18 protein-coding genes are annotated in these 19,224 nt (G+C 43.1%); 7 read left to right on the top strand and 11 right to left on the bottom strand.

Going from position 1 to position 19,224, the window contains the following annotated elements:
* Nucleotides 1-92: 92 nt before the first annotated feature.
* Nucleotides 93-1,550, bottom strand: a complete 1,458-nt coding sequence (locus tag ACHEVO_RS10590; RefSeq protein ID WP_394124876.1) for a GGDEF domain-containing protein — start codon at nucleotides 1,548-1,550, stop codon at nucleotides 93-95.
* A 278-nt stretch (nucleotides 1,551-1,828) separates the two neighbouring features.
* Nucleotides 1,829-2,710: a PHP domain-containing protein gene (locus ACHEVO_RS10585; RefSeq protein ID WP_394124875.1), complete on the bottom strand. Its 882-nt coding sequence runs from the start codon at nucleotides 2,708-2,710 to the stop codon at nucleotides 1,829-1,831.
* A 291-nt stretch (nucleotides 2,711-3,001) separates the two neighbouring features.
* Between ACHEVO_RS10585 and ispZ the strand changes: the two genes are divergently transcribed.
* From ispZ to ACHEVO_RS10555, 6 genes are all read left to right on the top strand, one after another.
* On the top strand, nucleotides 3,002-3,553 hold the full coding sequence (gene ispZ, locus ACHEVO_RS10580; protein WP_394124874.1) for a septation protein IspZ: 552 nt from the start codon (nucleotides 3,002-3,004) through the stop codon (nucleotides 3,551-3,553).
* 104 nt (nucleotides 3,554-3,657) lie between these two features.
* Entirely contained in the window at nucleotides 3,658-3,984 is a 327-nt protein-coding gene (locus ACHEVO_RS10575) for a YciI family protein (protein WP_057761353.1), read from the top strand.
* Nucleotides 3,985-4,040: 56 nt separating this feature from the next.
* A complete protein-coding gene (locus ACHEVO_RS10570; RefSeq protein ID WP_261869048.1) occupies nucleotides 4,041-4,430 on the top strand; it encodes a hypothetical protein in 390 nt (129 codons plus the stop codon).
* 124 nt (nucleotides 4,431-4,554) lie between these two features.
* Nucleotides 4,555-6,621 (top strand): FAD-dependent 5-carboxymethylaminomethyl-2-thiouridine(34) oxidoreductase MnmC, encoded by a 2,067-nt coding sequence (mnmC, locus tag ACHEVO_RS10565; protein WP_394124873.1) that lies wholly within the window; start codon nucleotides 4,555-4,557, stop codon nucleotides 6,619-6,621.
* Nucleotides 6,622-6,722: 101 nt separating this feature from the next.
* Nucleotides 6,723-7,157 (top strand): secondary thiamine-phosphate synthase enzyme YjbQ, encoded by a 435-nt coding sequence (locus ACHEVO_RS10560; RefSeq protein ID WP_394124872.1) that lies wholly within the window; start codon nucleotides 6,723-6,725, stop codon nucleotides 7,155-7,157.
* Between the two features lie 82 nt (nucleotides 7,158-7,239).
* Nucleotides 7,240-7,878, top strand: a complete 639-nt coding sequence (locus ACHEVO_RS10555) for a hypothetical protein (protein ID WP_394124871.1) — start codon at nucleotides 7,240-7,242, stop codon at nucleotides 7,876-7,878.
* A gap of 157 nt (nucleotides 7,879-8,035) precedes the next feature.
* On the opposite strand, the gene ACHEVO_RS10550 is transcribed toward ACHEVO_RS10555, so the two are convergent.
* The 7 genes from ACHEVO_RS10550 to ffh form a co-directional block, all read right to left on the bottom strand.
* Entirely contained in the window at nucleotides 8,036-8,713 is a 678-nt protein-coding gene (locus tag ACHEVO_RS10550) for a DUF4112 domain-containing protein (protein ID WP_394124870.1), read from the bottom strand.
* Nucleotides 8,706-9,623, bottom strand: a complete 918-nt coding sequence (gene ubiA / locus ACHEVO_RS10545) for a 4-hydroxybenzoate octaprenyltransferase (protein ID WP_394124869.1) — start codon at nucleotides 9,621-9,623, stop codon at nucleotides 8,706-8,708. Before ubiA ends, ACHEVO_RS10550 begins: the two co-directional genes overlap by 8 nt.
* Nucleotides 9,624-9,753: 130 nt before the next feature.
* Nucleotides 9,754-9,996 carry a hypothetical protein gene (locus ACHEVO_RS10540; protein ID WP_394124868.1) on the bottom strand — a complete coding sequence of 81 codons (243 nt, stop codon included), beginning with the start codon at nucleotides 9,994-9,996 and terminating at the stop codon, nucleotides 9,754-9,756.
* A gap of 91 nt (nucleotides 9,997-10,087) precedes the next feature.
* Nucleotides 10,088-10,987, bottom strand: a complete 900-nt coding sequence (locus tag ACHEVO_RS10535) for a class I SAM-dependent methyltransferase (RefSeq protein WP_394124867.1) — start codon at nucleotides 10,985-10,987, stop codon at nucleotides 10,088-10,090.
* 66 nt (nucleotides 10,988-11,053) lie between these two features.
* Nucleotides 11,054-11,896: an undecaprenyl-diphosphate phosphatase gene (locus ACHEVO_RS10530; protein WP_341610226.1), complete on the bottom strand. Its 843-nt coding sequence runs from the start codon at nucleotides 11,894-11,896 to the stop codon at nucleotides 11,054-11,056.
* A 209-nt stretch (nucleotides 11,897-12,105) separates the two neighbouring features.
* Nucleotides 12,106-12,807, bottom strand: coding sequence for a tRNA (adenosine(37)-N6)-threonylcarbamoyltransferase complex dimerization subunit type 1 TsaB (gene tsaB, locus ACHEVO_RS10525; RefSeq protein ID WP_394124998.1), 702 nt, complete (start codon nucleotides 12,805-12,807; stop codon nucleotides 12,106-12,108).
* A 270-nt stretch (nucleotides 12,808-13,077) separates the two neighbouring features.
* Nucleotides 13,078-14,622 carry a signal recognition particle protein gene (gene ffh, locus ACHEVO_RS10520; RefSeq protein ID WP_057761369.1) on the bottom strand — a complete coding sequence of 515 codons (1,545 nt, stop codon included), beginning with the start codon at nucleotides 14,620-14,622 and terminating at the stop codon, nucleotides 13,078-13,080.
* A gap of 452 nt (nucleotides 14,623-15,074) precedes the next feature.
* Between ffh and ACHEVO_RS10515 the strand changes: the two genes are divergently transcribed.
* Nucleotides 15,075-15,839: a cytochrome C assembly family protein gene (locus ACHEVO_RS10515; RefSeq protein WP_394124997.1), complete on the top strand. Its 765-nt coding sequence runs from the start codon at nucleotides 15,075-15,077 to the stop codon at nucleotides 15,837-15,839.
* Between the two features lie 85 nt (nucleotides 15,840-15,924).
* Here ACHEVO_RS10515 and purU read toward each other — a convergent pair whose 3' ends face one another.
* Entirely contained in the window at nucleotides 15,925-16,845 is a 921-nt protein-coding gene (purU, locus tag ACHEVO_RS10510; RefSeq protein ID WP_224737772.1) for a formyltetrahydrofolate deformylase, read from the bottom strand.
* Between the two features lie 196 nt (nucleotides 16,846-17,041).
* Entirely contained in the window at nucleotides 17,042-19,147 is a 2,106-nt protein-coding gene (locus ACHEVO_RS10505) for an Ig-like domain-containing protein (protein ID WP_394124866.1), read from the bottom strand.
* Nucleotides 19,148-19,224: the final 77 nt, after the last annotated feature.

Below are 19,224 nucleotides of genomic sequence, written 5' to 3'. Positions count from 1 at the left end.
AAGCCTCAATTGGACCAATCAATAGAATATCAGCCATACCGATAATACTTACACAGTCTTAGTGGCATGGCTGATCGTTAATAAATTAATGGCTAGCGGCTTTTGTAAAGCGATTGCTTACCGCCTTCTTTTTCGGCCCACATCTCATTTGCACTGACAACTTGATTGCGACCACGGTGCTTGGCTTCATATAAGGCTTTATCCGCTATGCTAATAAGTCGTTGGCAGATATCACTAGGCAGCTTTTGCATTGAGGCGATTTTGCTTTCCGCGCGCTGTGTAGCAATTGGCTTGATAAGAGGTGACGTTTGAGCGACAGTCTTTTGCTGTGTGATCGTTTTGTAGCCCTGCGCGATACAATCTCGCTCTTCATGAGTTAGGGTATATAGCCCAAAACTTGCTGTCACACTAAAATCAGCCAGACCTTCAATCTTCATGACATGCTCAGCAATATTTAGCCGTAATTGCTCAGCTATCACCATAGCACTATCATGCTTCGTGTCTGGTAGTACAACCAAAAACTCTTCGCCGCCGTAACGACTGATGATTGACTCATCTGTTAACGACTGCGATAGCGTCTGCGATATTTCAATCAGAACCTGATCACCTACGTCGTGACCATAATTATCATTAATCTGTTTGAACCAATCTAAATCTAACAGCATGACGCTTAAATCTTGATATTCTCTCACCGTTGCCAAGGCATACTTCATCTTTTTCAGACCGTAGCGGCGATTTTTAAGCTGAGTAAGCTCGTCCTGATTGGCATGCAGAAGGGTCTCAAACCGACTATCATCTAACACCAATAGCAAAGCACGAAACATATAAACAATAAAAATCGCTTTTGGCAGCGCTAAATATAAATGAGTCGACCGCCAAAAAAATGCGGATGAACGCTGTAGCTCGCTGATACTATCCCAATTTAAGACATTGTTCTCAAAAGCCAACGCAGCAACCGCATTTTCAGCAGCCATAATCTCGTTGTAAGTTAGATAGTTATGACTTTCAAGCATGGGATGAATGACGGTCAATTGGCGTAAATTAGGCAGACTGATACCAAAGTAAGGTGACATGATCGCTAATAGCATCAAGATAATATGCAGCCAAAACATACGCCAAGCATAGCGCCGCTTAATCAGCATCATGCCAAGCATAGCGCCGCCGACGAGCGACACGCCTGCAAACAGACTGCTATACCCTATCATCACAATAACAGTAGAAATGTAGGCGGTGTAAACCAAAACCAAAGCTATCTGCCATCTGCTTAAGACAATGTCGTTGTCATTGCTTGAGTGAAATAAGCCTTTGACCATGCACAAAAAGAACAGCCCGACAAAGCTAATCCCAAGCCATAATGGATATAGATAATGCATATTTACATAGGTGTTTAATGCATCTTGCTGCCACCAGACATACAAGCACCAGAACCAATGCAACGACACTTCTAACACGATAAATAAGGCCATCAGCGATGTTCGGTCAGCAGCCTGCCACTCAAAAATCATTTGAGAGATTTTGTTGTAACCTAGATGGGATATCGATACAGCCATAGAAGGGCTACCGCAGAGAGTGTAAATACATTAAAAGGTATAAATACGTTGAATATATAAGCGCTAAAATCAGAGTGAAAGCATACTATTCGCTCTGAAATTTTTATATCAAGTGTTACAAGTTCTGGCCCTATTATCAATCTATTTTACGCATTTATTTCCCAATAATTTCTCTATGAATGTAATTATGTTTACGTACATATTTCAGGCCTCATTAGTTATAATAAATGAGGCCCTATCACTATTGGAAGTAACTGTAGAAAGGTAAATCCTATTCACTAAGCAAGCGTTGCAAAAGACTCCCAAATCCCTTGCTGATCATCATTTAAAATAGGGACATCGCCCAAACGTCGCCAAGGCATGTTACTACCATGAAAATCACTACCAATAGATGCCGCAAGACTATGCTCAGCAATGCTACGGTCGACCATTCTTCGGGTACTAATTGGCTCACTAGTGGCTGGCAGTTCACAAGCATCGCCGCCTAGCTGCGCAAACTCTTCGATCAGTTTACGCACGCGTGTCGCTGATAGTTGATATCGCGTGGGATGTGCGAGCACCGCTTTGCCGCCGCAAGCATGAATCAGCTCGATACCATGCTGCATCGTTAACGCCTCGATTGCTACATAAGCAGGTTTATTATCTGCTAGGTACTTATCAAAAGCTTTTTGAACGGTTTTGACTTCACCGCGCTCAAACAATACCTGTCCAATATGGGCGCGCCCGACTGCTTGTGGGTTACCGCCTGCTTTATCGAGCACTGCTTGCCATAGCTCATCATAATTAATATCTAATAGCTCACTCAATTTTTCGGCGATACGCTGACCACGAGTGGCTCGACTGTCTTGCAGTTGCTGCAGCGTTGCGTGCATTTTTTCGCGATCAGTAAAGTCCAGTCCAAGTACATGAATAATTTTATTGGTGGATTTATTCTTTCCGTAACCACCGCTTAACGTATGTTCACAGCTGATTTCAACGCCATTAATAATCTGCATATCGCAGGCACTGGCAGCGACCCTTGCCTCGTCAATCCCTGCCAGCGTGTCATGGTCAGTCAATGCCAATACGTTGATGCCCGCTGAATGAGCACGTTGTATGACCTCGGTCGGTGCATAGGTACCATCTGAACAAGTACTATGGCAATGTAAGTCAATTTTCATAAGCTGAGCCTTAAAGTGTTAAATAAAATAAAAGTAGAATAAAAGTTAGGTAGCAGACAGTCATTGTTACGATTATGAGTATTGTGATTTGTCTTGCTCATTCTGTAGATTTAGCAGTTATCGTTACTGTATTCGTGTTTATATTTGGCCAGTGGCATGGTCATCAGGCGCAATAAGAAAGTATTACTCTGTAGGTCGCGTATATCGCATGATTATCGTGTTGATTGCTTTTTTTTGGTGCGGTAGACGTGTAAACTACCCCATACGTTTTTGTTGGATACACCCTTTGCTATGAAAGCATTATTAGACTTTATTCCCTTAATTGCCTTTTTTATCGCGGCGCGTTATAACGGTATTTTAGCAGCGGCAGGGGCTTTGCTCGTCGCCACTATTATCGTTTACGCCATTCATTTTATTCGTCAAAAAGGTAAGTTTGATAAGCAGCAATGGGTTGTCTTATTATTAACGATTTTATTCTGCGGCGGCACATTACTGCTGCGTGATGATATTTATTTGCGCTGGAAGTCGCCCATTATCAATGGTATTTTTGCATTGACACTATTCGTCAGTGCCGCTATTAATAAGCCATTGATGCAGCTTGCTATGAAAGAGGTATTTACCCTGACGCTTAGCGGCTGGAAAAAGCTGACCGTTGCTTGGGCATTGTTTTTTGCCCTAATGGCTGTACTACATTATATCACAGCGTTCACAATGTCAGATGAAGCATGGATCAACTTTAAGACCTATGGCTGGATTCCGATTATGCTGGTTTTTGTCGTGGCTCAATTTGCCCTGTTGAAAAAGCATCTCAACCCTGCCCTAACAGACAAAGCCACAAAATAATTTCTGTTGCCTGATCATAGCAGCAATCACTTTGTCGCTATGACGTTTATACTAAGCCCACATAAGCTCATCATTACTTTTTTATTATTCACTAAGGAAGTCTCATGTCTTTATTTGCAATCATTGGTCATGACGTGGCTAATAGCAGTGCACAACGTCTGATCACTCGTACTGAACATATTGAACGCTTAAAAGCATTGCACCAAGAGGGTCGTCTCGTTATCGCAGGTCCAACGCCTATCGAGCATGGCAAAAGTGATATGTCAGGCAGCTTAATCATTGCAGACTTTGACTCTATCGAAGCGGCTCAAGCATGGGCAAACGATGAGCCTTACTTACGTGATGGCGTGTATAGTCATGTCGATATCAAACCATTTGTTCAAGCATTGCCAGCACCAACTGATAGCAACAATCAAGTAGCTGCATCGTGATTCAGAGAGTCTCTTTTTCACCTACCCGTTTCTACAAAAGTGCCCTGATTGGTCTTATGTTAGTGACAGCTGTTTCGGCGCAAGCTGCACCCACTGCGCCCATAACACCTGCTGTCGATGCAACCGATCCGACAGCAGTGCTGCCGTTGACTGGGCCAGTAGCGGCGCGCGCTTTACCAACGAAAAACTCAGCGCTAGATATCAATGATACCTTGGCGGCACAGTTGCAACCATCTACTAAAGCATTGTCAGCTGCCAATCAAGAACTGCTCAGCCGTAATGCACAACTGCAGCGCCAAGTGAACGACTTGCAGACTCAAGTAAATGTCTTGGTTTACGAAAGTAAAGGACAGTTGTTTCTATACGGTGCGTTTACCGTTCTGATCAGTCTATTAGTCGGTATTTTTGTCTCGTGGTTAGTATTTGTCCGTCGTGAGCGCTGGTAACATATACTGTGCTCGCACTGACTTGCATTACTCTACTTCGCTGCGTCTGACCAAATGTCGATATCATTGATTCGTAATAACTGATCGTTTAGCTTCCATTCCTGATATTTCTAAGAAGTGCCTCATGTCTATCGCTAACTATCAAAACCCTGAACATTTAAACGTTATCACACCTGCCAAGATTGACTGGCAAATGGATGATACTGGCAATATGGTGCCAGTATCAGGTGAGTTTGGGGATGTGTATTTTTCTCATGCAGATGGTTTGGCAGAGACGCGTCACGTGTTTCTAGAGCACAATCAGTTACCAGAACGTTTAGCACACCTTGCACCAAAGCAATGCTTTACGATTGCTGAGCTAGGCTTTGGAACTGGGCTTAATCTACTAGCAACGTGGCAATTGTGGCAACAATTACGTGAAACCAATCCGCAATTAGCAACGGCTCGTTTACACTTTATCACTACTGAAAAATTTCCTATACCGCTAGCAGATCTGACCCAGATACTTGCGTTATGGGGTCAGCGTGCGCCTGAGCTAATGGCATTTATTAAGCCACTTTTGGCTGCATATCCGCCCCTGATTGCAGGCTGTCATCGTTTAAGTTTTTCTCATGATAACTTAACTGTCGATATGTGGCTTGGTGATGCAGCAGAAAGTCTAAGCAAACTGGCATTAGACCACTCCCATCAGTATACGCCTTGTATTGATGCTTGGTTTTTAGATGGTTTTGCGCCCTCTTGCAACAGTACGTTGTGGGCTGACAGTATCTTTGCCCAAATGCAGCGCCTATCACGCCCTCATACGACTGCCGCTACTTATAGCTGTGCAGGTATCGTCAAGCGTGGACTAAGAGAGCATGGCTTTCAAATTAAAAAAGTCAGAGGTTTTGGTCGAAAACGAGAAATGCTAACAGCCATTATGATTGATACGGACAGTAGTGACATTACTAGCGATAATAAAAGTTGTGATAATAAAAGCCACAATGCGAAGAAGGAAAAGACTTACAGCACATTCGATAATACTGTCGTCATTGGTGCAGGCGTCTCAGGGTTGCTCACAGCTTGGTCGCTTGCCAATCGCGGTATTACTGTCACCTTATTAGATAAATCAGCGCCCTTAGCAGGCGCATCGGGCAATCCTAGAGCATTACTTGCGCCCAAAATGACGCCGATTCACCATGTTGATGAACATCTGCATACCATAGGCTATCTCCACAGCAGCAGGCTATATCGAGACCTTAATCAAACAGCTGTACAGTTTAATACAGCATCAGTACTTGAACTGACTGGCGCCCTTGATTTGCTTATAAAAGCCAATATCGGTACGGAACAAATTGCCGACTATCCTGATGAGATGGCGACCACCCTATCGCATGAGCAAGCACAGATTACTAGTGGCCTAAAAGAGCAGAACTTATCAGAGAACTTGTACTTACCGCAGTCTGGTCTGGTCAATCCGCAAGCATTAAAAAACATCATACTGACTCATCCACTCATTTGCTTTCAACAGTTAGAAGTGAATGAAATCACCGAGACTGAGCAGCAAGTTCGTATCGAAGGTATCGATGAAAACCATAACACTGTCACGATGACTACTGATAATATCGTTATTTGCGCGGCTTTTGAAAGTCATCAATTGGATCAGCGTGTTTTTGATTGTCGTAAAATTCGTGGGCAGCTGTCTTGGTTTATGCCCTCGACGGAGCAATTAATAAAGCTACCTAAAATACCGCTTAAATATAGTGGTTACTGTGCGCGGTTCAACGCGCAGACTGGAGATGATGAGTTAAATACAGTCGTCGCTGACAAGCCCTATTTATTGCTTGGCGCGAGTTTTATCCGCAATGACACAAGTACTGACATACGTCCTGAAGAGCATCAGATTAGCCGAGACAAGCTAATTACCGCCATTCCTGAAATGGCATCTATCATTCCGGCGGATACGAGTCTGTGGCAAGGACGAGCTGGCATTCGCACCCAAACGCCTGATTACCATCCTATCGTTGGACAACTGGCAAACAGTCAGCGGATATGGACAATGAGTGCGATGGGCGCAAAAGGTTATGCATTGGCACCTATTTGCGCTGAAGCATTAGCAGATATGATGCTAGGGTCATTCGCACCACTGTCAGAGATGATGCTCGCACGCTTATCACCCAATCGTACACGTTTACAGACACCGCTTGTTTAAGAACAAATGGCTCTTGTGTAAATAACAGCAACGCTCTCTACGGTTTATACTGGCTTATGATATCTTAATTTGATGTCGACTTTAATAGTGAGATATACCCTATGAGCTATCACCAAACCACCCTTACTCTACCCGCCTATGCGCGTGGCATTCATATCATTACTCCGAAGGTTGAAGAAGCTATTTCGCAGCTGTTACCTCACTCTGCTAAGGTAGGGTTGGTTCATCTGTTTTTGCTGCATACGTCAGCCAGTCTCGCAATCAATGAAAGTGCTGATCCAGATGTCAGACTAGATACAGAGGAATGGCTCAATAAAATCGCACCAGAAGATCAGCCAGAGTATCGCCATACCTTAGAAGGCTCAGACGACCTGCCAGCGCATCTCAAAAGCATGATGTTTGGGGTAAGCTTGACTATACCGCTTGTCGATGGTGAGTTAGGTCTAGGCATGTGGCAAGGTATTTACTTATGTGAGCATAGAAACCTGCAAGAATATGGCGGACAGCGTAAGCTGGTGATTACGGTAAATACGTAATAATATACTGTCAATAAATAGCAGGTTGACCCTTGCAAATTACCACATTTACATAGAGCGCTATTAACGGATAAAGCTGATTATGAATACTTCTCTTCCAAAAGTACTAAACTTACGAAAATCTAAATTGCTTTATCGTACGGCGCCTGCTATTTTCTTCAGTCTGTTGCTACTGACTGCTTGTCAAAAAGATCCAGAACCTGAAGCAACTGATACAACTACAGCTGAGACCTCAACGCAAACCACGCCAGTAACGACCAATATCAACGTTGATGCAGCTGAAGATAGCAACGTAGATGATGCTCAAAATGTAGCGCAGACTGATTCAGAACGTGATATGAACCTAACAGAATTAGATAAAGATCTTAGTGATACTACGTCCACGGCAAATGATAGCGCTGAAAAACCTAATCCAGAACAAGCTATTAAAGGCGCACAAATCACTGATGTCCGTTATAAAAGTGCAACAGGTGAGAGTTTGTCCGTAGTCTTTGAGACGTCGGCAGCTGGTATGCTTAACGCTATCATTACTCGTCCCAACCAGCCAAAAATGACCTTAAGCGCACCCGAAGGTCAAGGCAATAATCCTACCTATCAATCAGCTGACGGTAGCATCCAACTCGTCAGTCATGCTGGTGGCGGCACTATCGACCTTCTCCGAAACAATAAAGTCACTAACTTTGATGCCGTCAGTGCTGAAGCAGAAGTCATCACTGAATAAAGTCTGAGGCGGCCTTTGTTTCAATGCCCTCTTTAAAACCATAGAAAAGGCGGCAAACGTTATTATCGTTGCCGCCTTTTTCGTTTCTGTGTATTGCTCTGTACTGACTTGTCTCTACTGAGCTGTCTAATGAGTGATGAGTGATAAGTGATTATATTTAACCAAACCCAGTCGATTGACCAAACATCCCGACCAACCAGCTTATCACTGTCCACAGCCCCCAACCGACAAATACAATGACTAGCAGGCCAAGAAAATCAGGGATATGCAAATACAGCCAAGCGATAATTGGATTGCGCCAAAAAAACCCAAAACGGCTTTGCTGCTGCTTGTCTTCTAGTGACTGGTGCAAAAACGGACGATCCATATGCATGGTTTCGGTAATACCATACTCATGGTGTAAATGCTCGTGCACGATACCCAGTGTCTTACGGCTAGGACGAATAAAAATATCTAATAGCGTACCAATGCCAGGTACGATACCAACGACCATATCAATAAGTGCCAATCTCACCGCTGGCGTCATTTTGTGAGCAGGCACACCTAACTGACGCCCTAATATAAATGCATAACTGGTCAACGCCAATCCTGCCAAATCTCCTGCTAGTGGAATGGTCGAAAGCGCCGCATCCGCACCCATTCCTTGCTTGGTAAAAGGCACTCGCACTAGCGAATCCATGGTGTTAGCAAACTTTGCTAATTTACGCTCAGTTGCGATAACTTGCTCGCGAGTCAGACCATGTTCGGCAAGTTTAGTTTGATAGTCTACGACAGCCGCATTCGTATCAGACAGTTTCTTTGATTTGAACCTCGACAATTTATCGAATTTATCCATTTAGCGTCGTCCATATGCAAGTAACTGCGATGAGCGCAAAGACATAGCGCCCTACCCAGATATTGGCCAAGAACGCCTGAAAGCAAGCCAAAGGGTTACGACTGGCACAAGCGCTGTTTTGTTTGGCAAACATCATCGCAACTAGCGCCAACCCAAATACTGGGGTTACGCCTAATGTGGTCGGGGCAAAGTAATGCCACATAACCACACCCATCATTAGCAAAAATAGCATCTGCAATATTGAAATGATAATCACATCATAACGACCGAATAGTATCGCTGTTGATTTTACGCCAATCTTTAAGTCATCCTCACGGTCAGCCATGGCGTACTGGGTATCGTAGGCCACTGTCCAGCACATATACGCTAAGAATAGCAGCCAACACCAAATATCGGGAGCGCCTTGCACTGCCACATAAGACATCGGTATCGCCCATCCAAAAGCAGCTGCTAAAAATACTTGCGGCAGGTGCGTATAGCGTTTCATAAATGGATAAATAAACGCCAATACAACGGCACCGAGCGACCAGTAGAATACAGCTATGGGTAAGAAAAACAGTAGACTGGCACTTAACAGCACCAGTACTAAAGATGCAGCGACGGCTTCTTTACCAGATAAGCGTCCATCTGCTAATGGGCGACCTTTAGTGCGAGTCACATGACCATCTACTTTTCGATCCGCAAAGTCATTGATCGCACAACCAGCCGCTCGCATAAATATTGCACCAAGGGCAAATATCGCGAACACCTTGATACTTGGCAACGCTGCCGTCATTCCTTGCTGCTGCGCTTGACCCATTGCAGCGAGTAGTACGCCCCATAATGTTGGCCATAAGAGCAGCTCAATGCCGACTGGCTTATCAAAACGGGTTAGCTGGATGTAGGCTTGTAGCTTGTCTTTAAATGTCATGGCTTTTTATTATCATTGTTTGAATACTTTTTATGTGCGCTTATATATTTCGCTCAGAACAACTAAATTAATTTTTGAAAAGGCTGGTTGCTTAGTTTTAATGGACTAATTACTAAGTTTAATGGACTGGCTACTGAATTTGTTGCCATAATTTATTCGCTTCGATCAGTGATAGCTCAGGATATTGCTTGCGTAATGCTTTCAGCGCTGGGACTTTGTCTTTTTGTGCTGCTTGTTGACGTAAAAATGCTAGTTGCTCTTGTGGATTGCCCAGCTCTTTTAACCGTGCCTCAAGCCGAAGAATGCGAGTACGCAGCATGATATTAATCAACAATAGAATTGCACCCATAACCCAAATGATTAACGCTGACATTCCTTGCTCCTAAATCCATTAACTTTGAACATATAAGCTGATTAATTGCGTACATTTATATTCGTACATTCGTTATCACAAACAGCAGCTATCAGACAAAATACCCATCAAAGCGCACGGCTTCATTGTGCCAGCTTTCGCTAGCCGGCTGCTCAGCAAGCAATGGTGCATATTGTGGACGTTTTACAACCACGCGACCTTGTGCTTGTCTATATCGACTAACAACGGCCTGCGCACTATCAAGTAACTGTTGTTCTTCATCTAGCGTTGGTGGACGAGCCAATTGATGCAGTGCCTGCATATGCTTACCGACTTTTGCTCCTTTACCTGTTCTGCTATCTTGATAGCTATCTTCTGGAAACATCGGATCCAAATAGACGACATCGATTGTGGTAGCGTTATCGACTACGGTACCAGCCTCTAGATTCGCAAAATAACTGAGTGCATCAGTATTGATAATCTGTAGACGGCTCATGAGCTTTTGCCAATTGGGTAGCGCACTCATACGCTGCTGCTCTGCAAGTAACAGCAATGCCATCAACGGCTGCTGCTCAAGCATGGTGACTTGGGCACCAGTACTGGCCAATATCAAACTATCATGCCCAAAGCCAGCGGTTGCATCAATAACATGACTATCTGATGTAATTTTGGCCGCTTGTAATAGCAGCTCAGACTTACGACCAGCACTCACTACACGGCGCTGCAACTTGTCCCATTCAGGTGCCACACTGAGCCCATCACTTAGCCATGATAGCTTGTCTTTATAATCTAATAATAAAATAGGCTGAGTAGATGCTTGGCTCAATTGCTGACGGCGCTTTTGAGTGAGTTTCTCTGTAGCGACTTTAATATCTAAAATGATTGGTAATTTATTCTCAGCTATCAATGACTGTAGGCTCTCAACCTGTGCTTGCTGGCTGTCATTGACGTAGAATAACTGACAATGTACAACAGCACCTGTCTCGTCATACGTTTGGGGCACATCGGTCATAACCATCATCCTATTTGCTGCTTATTTTCACTATGAATTACTGGCGTGTTAAATCATAACGCAAATCTAGCCAGCCATTTGATAACCAAAGCCCCAAGCGGCGACCAACACGATAACACCCGTGATAATTCGTAACCAAGCAAAAATAGTAAAGTCGCGGCGACTTACCCATGCCACAAGTAAGCGGATACAAAGTAGCGCTACTACAAATGATACGATGGTTCCGATACCCAGCACCAGCCAGTCTTCACTGTTGGTCAATACGTCACCATGTTTGAGTAAATCCAACAGTGCCGCGCCTACAATGACAGGTATACCCAAAAAGAAAGAAAACTCAGCAGAAGCCTTACGTGAGACACCTAACCACAGCGCACCAATAATAGTGGCACCTGAGCGTGACGTCCCTGGTATAAGAGCTAAACATTGGAACAAACCAATCATCAACGCAGTTTTTATGCTGACATCTTCCGCTTCTTCTGCAATGACCGCTTTAGGACGCTTTTCCACGTAAAATATCAGCAGGCCGCCGATGATGAGCATAATGGCAACGACGATAGGATTAAACAAATAAGCTTTGATTTCATCGGCAAAGGTAAAACCAACAATCATCACAGGGATAGTAGAGACAATCAGACTCAGTCCCAGCTGTCTAGGATTGGTCATTCCCTCTGCTTTGCCAGTCAGCAAACCCATCAACGCTTGCCACAATCTACCCCAATAGTCATAAATCACTGCTAAAATAGCGCCAAGCTGTACCACCACGACAAATAAATCGACTTTTTCTTTAGTCCAGAAACCCATCACATCTGCTGATAAAATCAAATATCCCGTACTAGAGATGGGTAAAAACTCAGTGATACCTTCAACGATACCCATGATGACAGCTTGAACAAATAAAACTATATCCACAGTGACTTTCCTAGAAACAGACTGGCCTAAAAAAACTGGCCTAAAAACAGACCGATTGGCTGTCCTATATTAACGTTGATTTTATATCGGTATGTGCTTGCTAAACACTAAAAAGCTAGCTGCTATCAATTGATTTAAACTGGTTATGGTTAAAGTATTTATCATAACCAGTGACAGCAAGCGACGCTTCAAAGAGCATATTTATAAAGCTATGCTTTGCTTTGCTCTTTAAGTGTTTTCCAAGCTTGGTTGCGTAGATATTTTGGCAATGCCTGCGACGCTTCTATACCACCATCGTTTGCAAACTGAGCAATACCAAGCTGCCCAATCACAACAGCATCTGGCCAAACATCTTCATGGCAGTCTTGCTGATCATATCGTGCCAATAGCGGCGCGCCATTACCCGCAATAGGTAGGTTGAGTGCCGTTTGGTTAGCATAATTTAATAGCTGCTCTGTACTATCGCTACCATCAGCCAATACTGGCTGCATAATGCTATGACCTAATTTGTCATCAGTTACCAACTCATACTGTCCAAAGTAAACTTGCTGCATACGAGCATCAAGGGCGCTGTATAGATGTGTTAGACCATACTTCTGATACGCGCATTGTGCGATTGCTTGCAGGCTTGAGACGCCAACACAAGGCAAGTTATGCGCTACAGACAGAGCCTGTACCACTGCCGTATTGATACGGATACCACTAAATGCACCCGGCCCACGATTGAATATTAGAGCTTGTATATCAGCAAGACGTAACTGCGCCTCAGACAATGCAGCATCAATCATCGGTAAAATCTGTTGAGTCTGCTGACGCTTACCTGTTTCGGTATGGCTCGATAGTACCTGTCCACTCGAATCTAAAATCGCGATCGAACACTGGTCGAACACTGTATCCATTGCTAAAAACATCACAACCTCGGCTTTTACTTTTGGCGTTCTAAATTGATTTATCAGATTTTACTAATTTTTTATAACGATCTATCATTCATGTCCTGTAATAATCTAGACAGAGTGAAGCAGCGCCTATCATAGCATTTAGGGTACACGAATTTTATTAATTTCTATATTTTTCACACTTTATCCATCAGTGTTTATCTACAACTGCTAACGGTAAAAAGCCCCAAAGCTTCATTGGCTTCGGGGCTTTGATCAAACTTCTTACAAATAACTAATTGTTATCTAAAAACGGGTTTTGAACTTCTTTGGTGCTTGGTTTTGCATTTCTTGCATTTGCTTTTGCATCTCTTCGGTGCTTGGCATGTTGTTTGGATCCAGTCCCATCTGCTTGGCCATTTGTTCTGGATTCACGTCCTTAGCGCCACCTTGCTGACCCCCGCCAAACAATGGACCGCCGCCACCGCCAGCACTACCGCCACCCATGAGCCCTTGCATAGACTTCATCATTTTACTGATGCCTTCAGGCTTTGAAATCATTTTCATCATTTTTGCCATTTGCTTGTGTTGCTTGAGCAAGCGGTTAACATCTTGAATCTCACGCCCTGAACCTGCAGCGATACGGCGCTTACGACTTGGGTTAATCTTATCAGGGTTTTTGCGCTCAAACGGCGTCATTGAATTGATCAATGCTTCCATTTCACGTACTTTTTCTTCTGGTTTGGCATCTTCGACGGCCTTTTGCATATCTGAGCCGCCCATACCCGGCATCTTATCCAAGAAACCTGCCATGCCGCCCATGCTCTTCATCTGCTGGAACTGAGTCAATAGATCCTCAAGGTCAAAGTCACCGCCCTTTTGCATCTTTTTCGCCATTTTTTCGGCTTTATCACGGTCAATTTTCTGCTCAACTTCTTCGACCAGACTCAGTACATCACCCATACCAAGGATACGCTGCGCGATACGTTCAGGGTGGAACAGCTCTAGCTCGTCTAGTTTTTCACCGCGGCCCAAGAACTTAATTGGCTTGCCAGTGATAGCGCGTACAGAAAGCGCCGCACCGCCGCGAGCATCACCGTCAGTCTTGGTTAAGATAACACCTGTCAATGGCAACGCATCATTAAAAGCTTTTGCGGTATTGGCGGCATCTTGACCCGTCATTGCATCGACGACAAATAGCGTCTCAGATGGGTTAACCGCAGCAGTTAGCGCCTTAATCTCATCCATCATGGTATCGTCGATATGTAGACGACCAGCGGTATCAATGATCAGGATATCTTGATATTGGATTTTGGCTTCTTCAATCGCACGCTTTGCGATATCAATTGGATTCTCATCTGTGCTTGAGTTCACAAACTTAGCATTCACTTGACCGGCTACTTGCTCAAGCTGTTTGATAGCCGCTGGACGATAAACGTCGGCAGAAACTAGCATCACTTTTTTCTTTTGACGCTCTTGTAAATATTTTGCCAACTTACCAGCTGTAGTCGTTTTACCCGCACCTTGTAGACCTGCTAGCAAATAAACAACAGGCGGCTTACCTGTCATCTCTAACTGCTGATTGGCGCTGCCCATCATTTCGGTCAGCTCGTCGTGTACGATTTTGACAAAGGCTTGGCCTGGCGCTAACTCTTTTAGCACTTCAGCACCAAGCGCTTGTTCTTTTACGCGTTTTACAAAGTCACGAGTGACAGGTAGTGCTACATCGGCTTCTAACAACGCCATACGCACTTCACGTAGCGTGTCTTTGATATTGTCTTCGGTCAACTGCCCAGTACCGACGATGTTACGTAGGCTCGACGATAAGCGTTCTGTTAAGGTATCAAACATAAATAACTCTCAATTAAAATGGTTTTCAATTAAATAATACGCAATTAAAATAACTCTAAATCAAACCATTAAAATGGTTCATAAATAATATTAGGATACGCTATAAGATATTAGGATATTGCATGACAAGGGACATGATAAAAGAATTATATTATCAATACTATAGCATTAACATGGCTCAAAACTTATAGTCGTTTCGCAAAGGACACAGCGCTTATAATTGTAGTCAACTTTTTACAGATGATATATTTTATGTTTGGCGCTATGCAGCACTACCGATCATTTATAAGTTATAAGCAAGATGGTGCTCAATTGGCACCCATTTTATGATAAATTGGACGATTATTCTAATCATTCTGATAATACCACTTTAGCGACACATTGAGCGGCAGTTTATGCTCAGTATAAGATGAGGCTTTTTATCTGTGCACTTTGCATTCTTACTTGCTAGCATGGCTTATCTCTTAGTCAGCATTCATATTGGTTGGGCGCTGGTTCAGGACAAACCTATCCACAAAAGCCTCAGTTTGGGCTTATTGTTGGTTGGCATGGCTGCACATGCAGCACTGCTATATCCATACGTTGTGACGCTGTATGGTTTGAATTTCAACTTATTCAATATCATCAGTCTGACCAGTTTATTTTTCTTATTCTTTTACCTGTTGTTCTGTTTATATCGCCCTATTCTTAGCCTTGGTATTTTGGCTGCACCCACTGCGCTAATAGGTATGACTGTCGGCTATGTCGGCCGTGCACCCTATCAACCACTCACTGACGTCAGTATCGGACTTGAAGTTCATATCATATTATCATTAGCTGCCTATTGTGTGCTGTTGATGGCTGCGGTACAAGCGCTATTTCTACGTCTACAAATACGTGAGCTCAAGCATCATACCATTCACCGCTTTTGGGTCAATAAACTACCTTCCTTGCAAAGTATGGAGAGTTTATTATTCGATATGCTGTTGGTTGGCTTTGTATTGCTCAGTATTGCACTGGGGATTGGGTTTATCTATGTGCAAGACTTGATGGCGCAACATATCGTGCATAAGACTGTTTTTAGTTTGCTGTCGTGGTTATTATTTGGTGTACTACTATTCGGTAATTGGCGTGCAGGCTGGCGAGGCAAACGTGCGGCCAATATCACTATTTATGCCTTTATCCTATTAGCCATTGGCTTTGTTGGTAGCAAGTTCGTCTTAGAAATGCTCTTATAAAATATATATCCAGAAAAAGGCGGTCAGCAACAATAGTTACTGACCGCCTTTTTTATATTTCTAGCCGACTCACTACTCATTTTTCTTAGTTAAATACGACTGTCTTATTACCCGCCACAATCACACGGTTTTGCACATGCCAGTTTACGGCACGTGCTAATACGTTGCGTTCGATATCACGGCCGATAGCACGCAATTCTGTCACCCCTTGGCGATGTGTTACACGGTGTACGTCTTGCTCGATGATAGGCCCTTGATCAAGCTCAGCTGTAACATAGTGTGCAGTTGCGCCGATAAGCTTAACGCCTTTATCGTAAGCTTGACGATAAGGATCTGCACCCACAAACGCTGGCAAGAAAGAATGATGAATATTGATAATCTGCATCGGCCAACGTTTGACAAAATCTGATGACAAAATCTGCATATAGCGCGCCAATACTAGCAAGTCGTTACCTGCCATCAGCTTATGAATCTGCTCTTCTGCCTCTACTTTATTGTCTTTGGTCACTGGCACATGATGAAAAGTAATGCCAAAATTTTGTACTGCTTGCTTTAAATCAGGATGGTTGCTGACCACGCAAGTAATCTCGCAATCGAGCAGTCCACGCTGATGTCGCCATAATAGATCTAACAACGCATGATCAAACTTAGATACCAAAATACCGACTTTGGTCTTCGTTGCATTATTATGTAGACGCCAATCCATATCGTGGCGCTTAGCAACCGTATGCGCAAAGCTGGCCTCAAAATTCTCGATAATATCGCTCAATCCTGCCAAAGCAAACTCTAAACGCATGAAATATTGACCGCCTTCATGCGCCGTTGAATACTGATCAAGCGTAATGATATTAGCACCATAACGATGAATAAATTCAGAGACTGCTTGTACGATACCAGCCTGATCTTTGCATTTGATGAGCAGCGTGGCTGTATCGATAGCGCTAGGAATCTGTTTGCTCTGAGAAGCTATGGTCGATAATGAAACCGTTTTAGTGTTGTCTGACATAATTCGCCCAATATAAAAAATGATGACTTATCGCTGAAAAATTGCTGACAGCATAGTAAACCGGTTATTTTAATCTTTTTTGCAATACTTTGCTGAGCGAGTTGGTTGTTTTTGGTTATTTAAGGTGATTTGGTTTTTTGAAAGGACAAACTAAAAACCCCTGACACGTGGTCAGGGGTTTACAAATTATGAGAATTTACTGAACAGTATAAATAACATTAGTGGTCACACCTTTAGGAGTAGTCACAGAAATTTTGAAATAGTCACCTGCTTCGCACTCATCTAATGCAAAAGTATTAATAGTCCCTGTATTATCACCAGGTTTACCAGGAGATACTATTGCTGGCACTTCTTCAGGGCCTCCAATCATTTCTACAGTACAGCTACCACTGCCTTCTCCGCTAGTTTTGTCAACAACTGAGCCTGAAATAGTAGTACCAGATGGCATTGGGTTTAAATCATAGAAACCACCGCTATTGATGCGAGTAACTACTCTTTTATTTGCTGCAGTAATGATTTGTGTATTAGGAGATAATAACGTGATATTTGGAATACCATTCGATAGCAACTGAATACCTTCATAACGTACTACTGCATCTAGCCCTGAGTTACAGGTCATAGGTTTATTTGGCGATACAAAGTTACCAATAAAGGTATTTTCAAAGAGATCTTTCTTATCTTGAGCAAAAGTTGGAAACTTAAGCTGGATAAATTGCTGGATATTGTTTTCACACACTTGATTGGCTTGAGTAGTTAATGGGTAATTGAACTCCCCTATTTGGAAGATGCCGTCTTCATTGTCATCACGGAAAGTATCTCCAATATTGTGGACCAATGTATCAACTCCTTCATCCCAAGCATTGTTTTCATTATTATCTATATATGATTTCTCACCTTCAACAACTGCTAGAATACTAACACGACCATCACCAGGGCGAGGGTTTTGAGTTGAGAAGGTAACTTCACAGGCACCATTAGATGTTGTACAACTAGAAGGAGATACTTTACCGCCTTCAGCAGTAAAGTTAACTACTGTCCCATCGGGTACTTTATTACCATTACGATCGACTAGACGTGCAACTACTGAAGTTTCATCACCATCCAAACTCCAATCCAGCACATTTTTACCGAAGGATAAGCTTATTCCATCTTGTGTTACACGAGAGCTAGCAATAGATATGCCTTTTGATAAAGCATTAATACGAGCATCAGTTGCTAAAGTTGCTTTTATCTCTACAGGGCCTGGAGTACTGCCAGGATAAATATTAACTGAAACCTTACCATTTTCATCCGTAATAGCATTAAAACTATTTTTGTTTCCTAATACACCAAAAGTCAATCCGAGAGGAGACTTTTCTAATGAGAGAGTCACTTCTGCGTTGGCGAGCGGTGTTTTATTTGAATATATTGCAAATTCAGCTTCACCCGTCGCTGATGAGCCGCTATTCTGAATACCTAATGTAAGTTCATTTGAAGTATAAACAATAGAAGTAGCTTCAGGCGCTTGAACAGTAAGATTGGCCGTCTGAGTAGCCGAACTGCCTGTACTAGCCGATATACGAACATTCCCACTACATAAAGTATTGTCTGTATTTATAGCTTTATAGACAAATGTAATCATACCATTTTCATCTGAAGTTGCTTGAGTAGGTAGCTGACCACAACTAGCGTTCAAACTGACTAATATGCCACTTATAGCGTTACCTTCCGTATCAGTTGCCATTAATGATATAGCTGTTTGACCACCTGCAGAAAGCTGCGAGTCAACCACAGTTAGGGCACTTAGATTTACATTTGTTGCTTGTACGGAAAATGTTAAATTATTAATCGCCGTATTGTCATTATTACTTGCATTAGCGGTGATGGTGTATGCGCCAGAAACTTCAGGAGCATTAGGCTTCACGAAAATTCGAGCTTTACCTTCACTATCTGTTAACTTGGCTCCTGATGTTGTCTGAGATAACACAACACCATCAGCATCAATCGAGAATGTTACCTTAGCATTTGCGACAGGCTCATCATTCCCGTCCATAACTTGTACTTCATAATAAGCACCTTCTAGATCGATAGAAGTTATGGTATTACCATCTACATCTACTAGCCCACTGTTGCTAATATTTAATTCTGCAGCAGGTGTTTCAACGCCCCCATCACCAGTACCTGGCTGTTGCACTCCTAAGTCAGGTTCCGGCGCGATAGTATCAGTACCGTCACCGCCGCCACCACAGCCCGCTAGGGCTAATGATAATGTGAGTGCTGTTAATTGAAACAACTTAGAAGTAGGCAGGGATGTATATGACATGTTTTAACTCCGCATGAGCAGTAATTTATCTGAGCAAATAAGCAAAAAATCATTACCCAGAATCAAAAGAAATTGGT

The organism is Psychrobacter nivimaris (assembly GCF_043419765.1).
In the GTDB taxonomy this organism is placed as follows: domain Bacteria; phylum Pseudomonadota; class Gammaproteobacteria; order Pseudomonadales; family Moraxellaceae; genus Psychrobacter.
Note: the sequence above shows the minus strand (reverse complement) of the source record. Positions and strands in the feature narration are given on the sequence as shown.

Bases quoted from the DNA above. Each gene is read 5' to 3' on its own strand.
- ACHEVO_RS10590 (WP_394124876.1), bottom strand. From the start codon at position 1,550: ATGGCTGTATCGATATCCCATCTAGGTTACAACAAAATCTCTCAAATG.
- ACHEVO_RS10585 (WP_394124875.1), bottom strand. From the start codon at position 2,710: ATGAAAATTGACTTACATTGCCATAGTACTTGTTCAGATGGTACCTAT.
- ispZ (WP_394124874.1), top strand. From the start codon at position 3,002: ATGAAAGCATTATTAGACTTTATTCCCTTAATTGCCTTTTTTATCGCG.
- ACHEVO_RS10575 (WP_057761353.1), top strand. From the start codon at position 3,658: ATGTCTTTATTTGCAATCATTGGTCATGACGTGGCTAATAGCAGTGCA.
- ACHEVO_RS10570 (WP_261869048.1), top strand. From the start codon at position 4,041: ATGTTAGTGACAGCTGTTTCGGCGCAAGCTGCACCCACTGCGCCCATA.
- mnmC (WP_394124873.1), top strand. From the start codon at position 4,555: ATGTCTATCGCTAACTATCAAAACCCTGAACATTTAAACGTTATCACA.
- ACHEVO_RS10560 (WP_394124872.1), top strand. From the start codon at position 6,723: ATGAGCTATCACCAAACCACCCTTACTCTACCCGCCTATGCGCGTGGC.
- ACHEVO_RS10555 (WP_394124871.1), top strand. From the start codon at position 7,240: ATGAATACTTCTCTTCCAAAAGTACTAAACTTACGAAAATCTAAATTG.
- ACHEVO_RS10550 (WP_394124870.1), bottom strand. From the start codon at position 8,713: ATGGATAAATTCGATAAATTGTCGAGGTTCAAATCAAAGAAACTGTCT.
- ubiA (WP_394124869.1), bottom strand. From the start codon at position 9,623: ATGACATTTAAAGACAAGCTACAAGCCTACATCCAGCTAACCCGTTTT.
- ACHEVO_RS10540 (WP_394124868.1), bottom strand. From the start codon at position 9,996: ATGTCAGCGTTAATCATTTGGGTTATGGGTGCAATTCTATTGTTGATT.
- ACHEVO_RS10535 (WP_394124867.1), bottom strand. From the start codon at position 10,987: ATGACCGATGTGCCCCAAACGTATGACGAGACAGGTGCTGTTGTACAT.
- tsaB (WP_394124998.1), bottom strand. From the start codon at position 12,807: ATGTTTTTAGCAATGGATACAGTGTTCGACCAGTGTTCGATCGCGATT.
- ffh (WP_057761369.1), bottom strand. From the start codon at position 14,622: ATGTTTGATACCTTAACAGAACGCTTATCGTCGAGCCTACGTAACATC.
- ACHEVO_RS10515 (WP_394124997.1), top strand. From the start codon at position 15,075: ATGGCTTATCTCTTAGTCAGCATTCATATTGGTTGGGCGCTGGTTCAG.
- purU (WP_224737772.1), bottom strand. From the start codon at position 16,845: ATGTCAGACAACACTAAAACGGTTTCATTATCGACCATAGCTTCTCAG.
- ACHEVO_RS10505 (WP_394124866.1), bottom strand. From the start codon at position 19,147: ATGTCATATACATCCCTGCCTACTTCTAAGTTGTTTCAATTAACAGCA.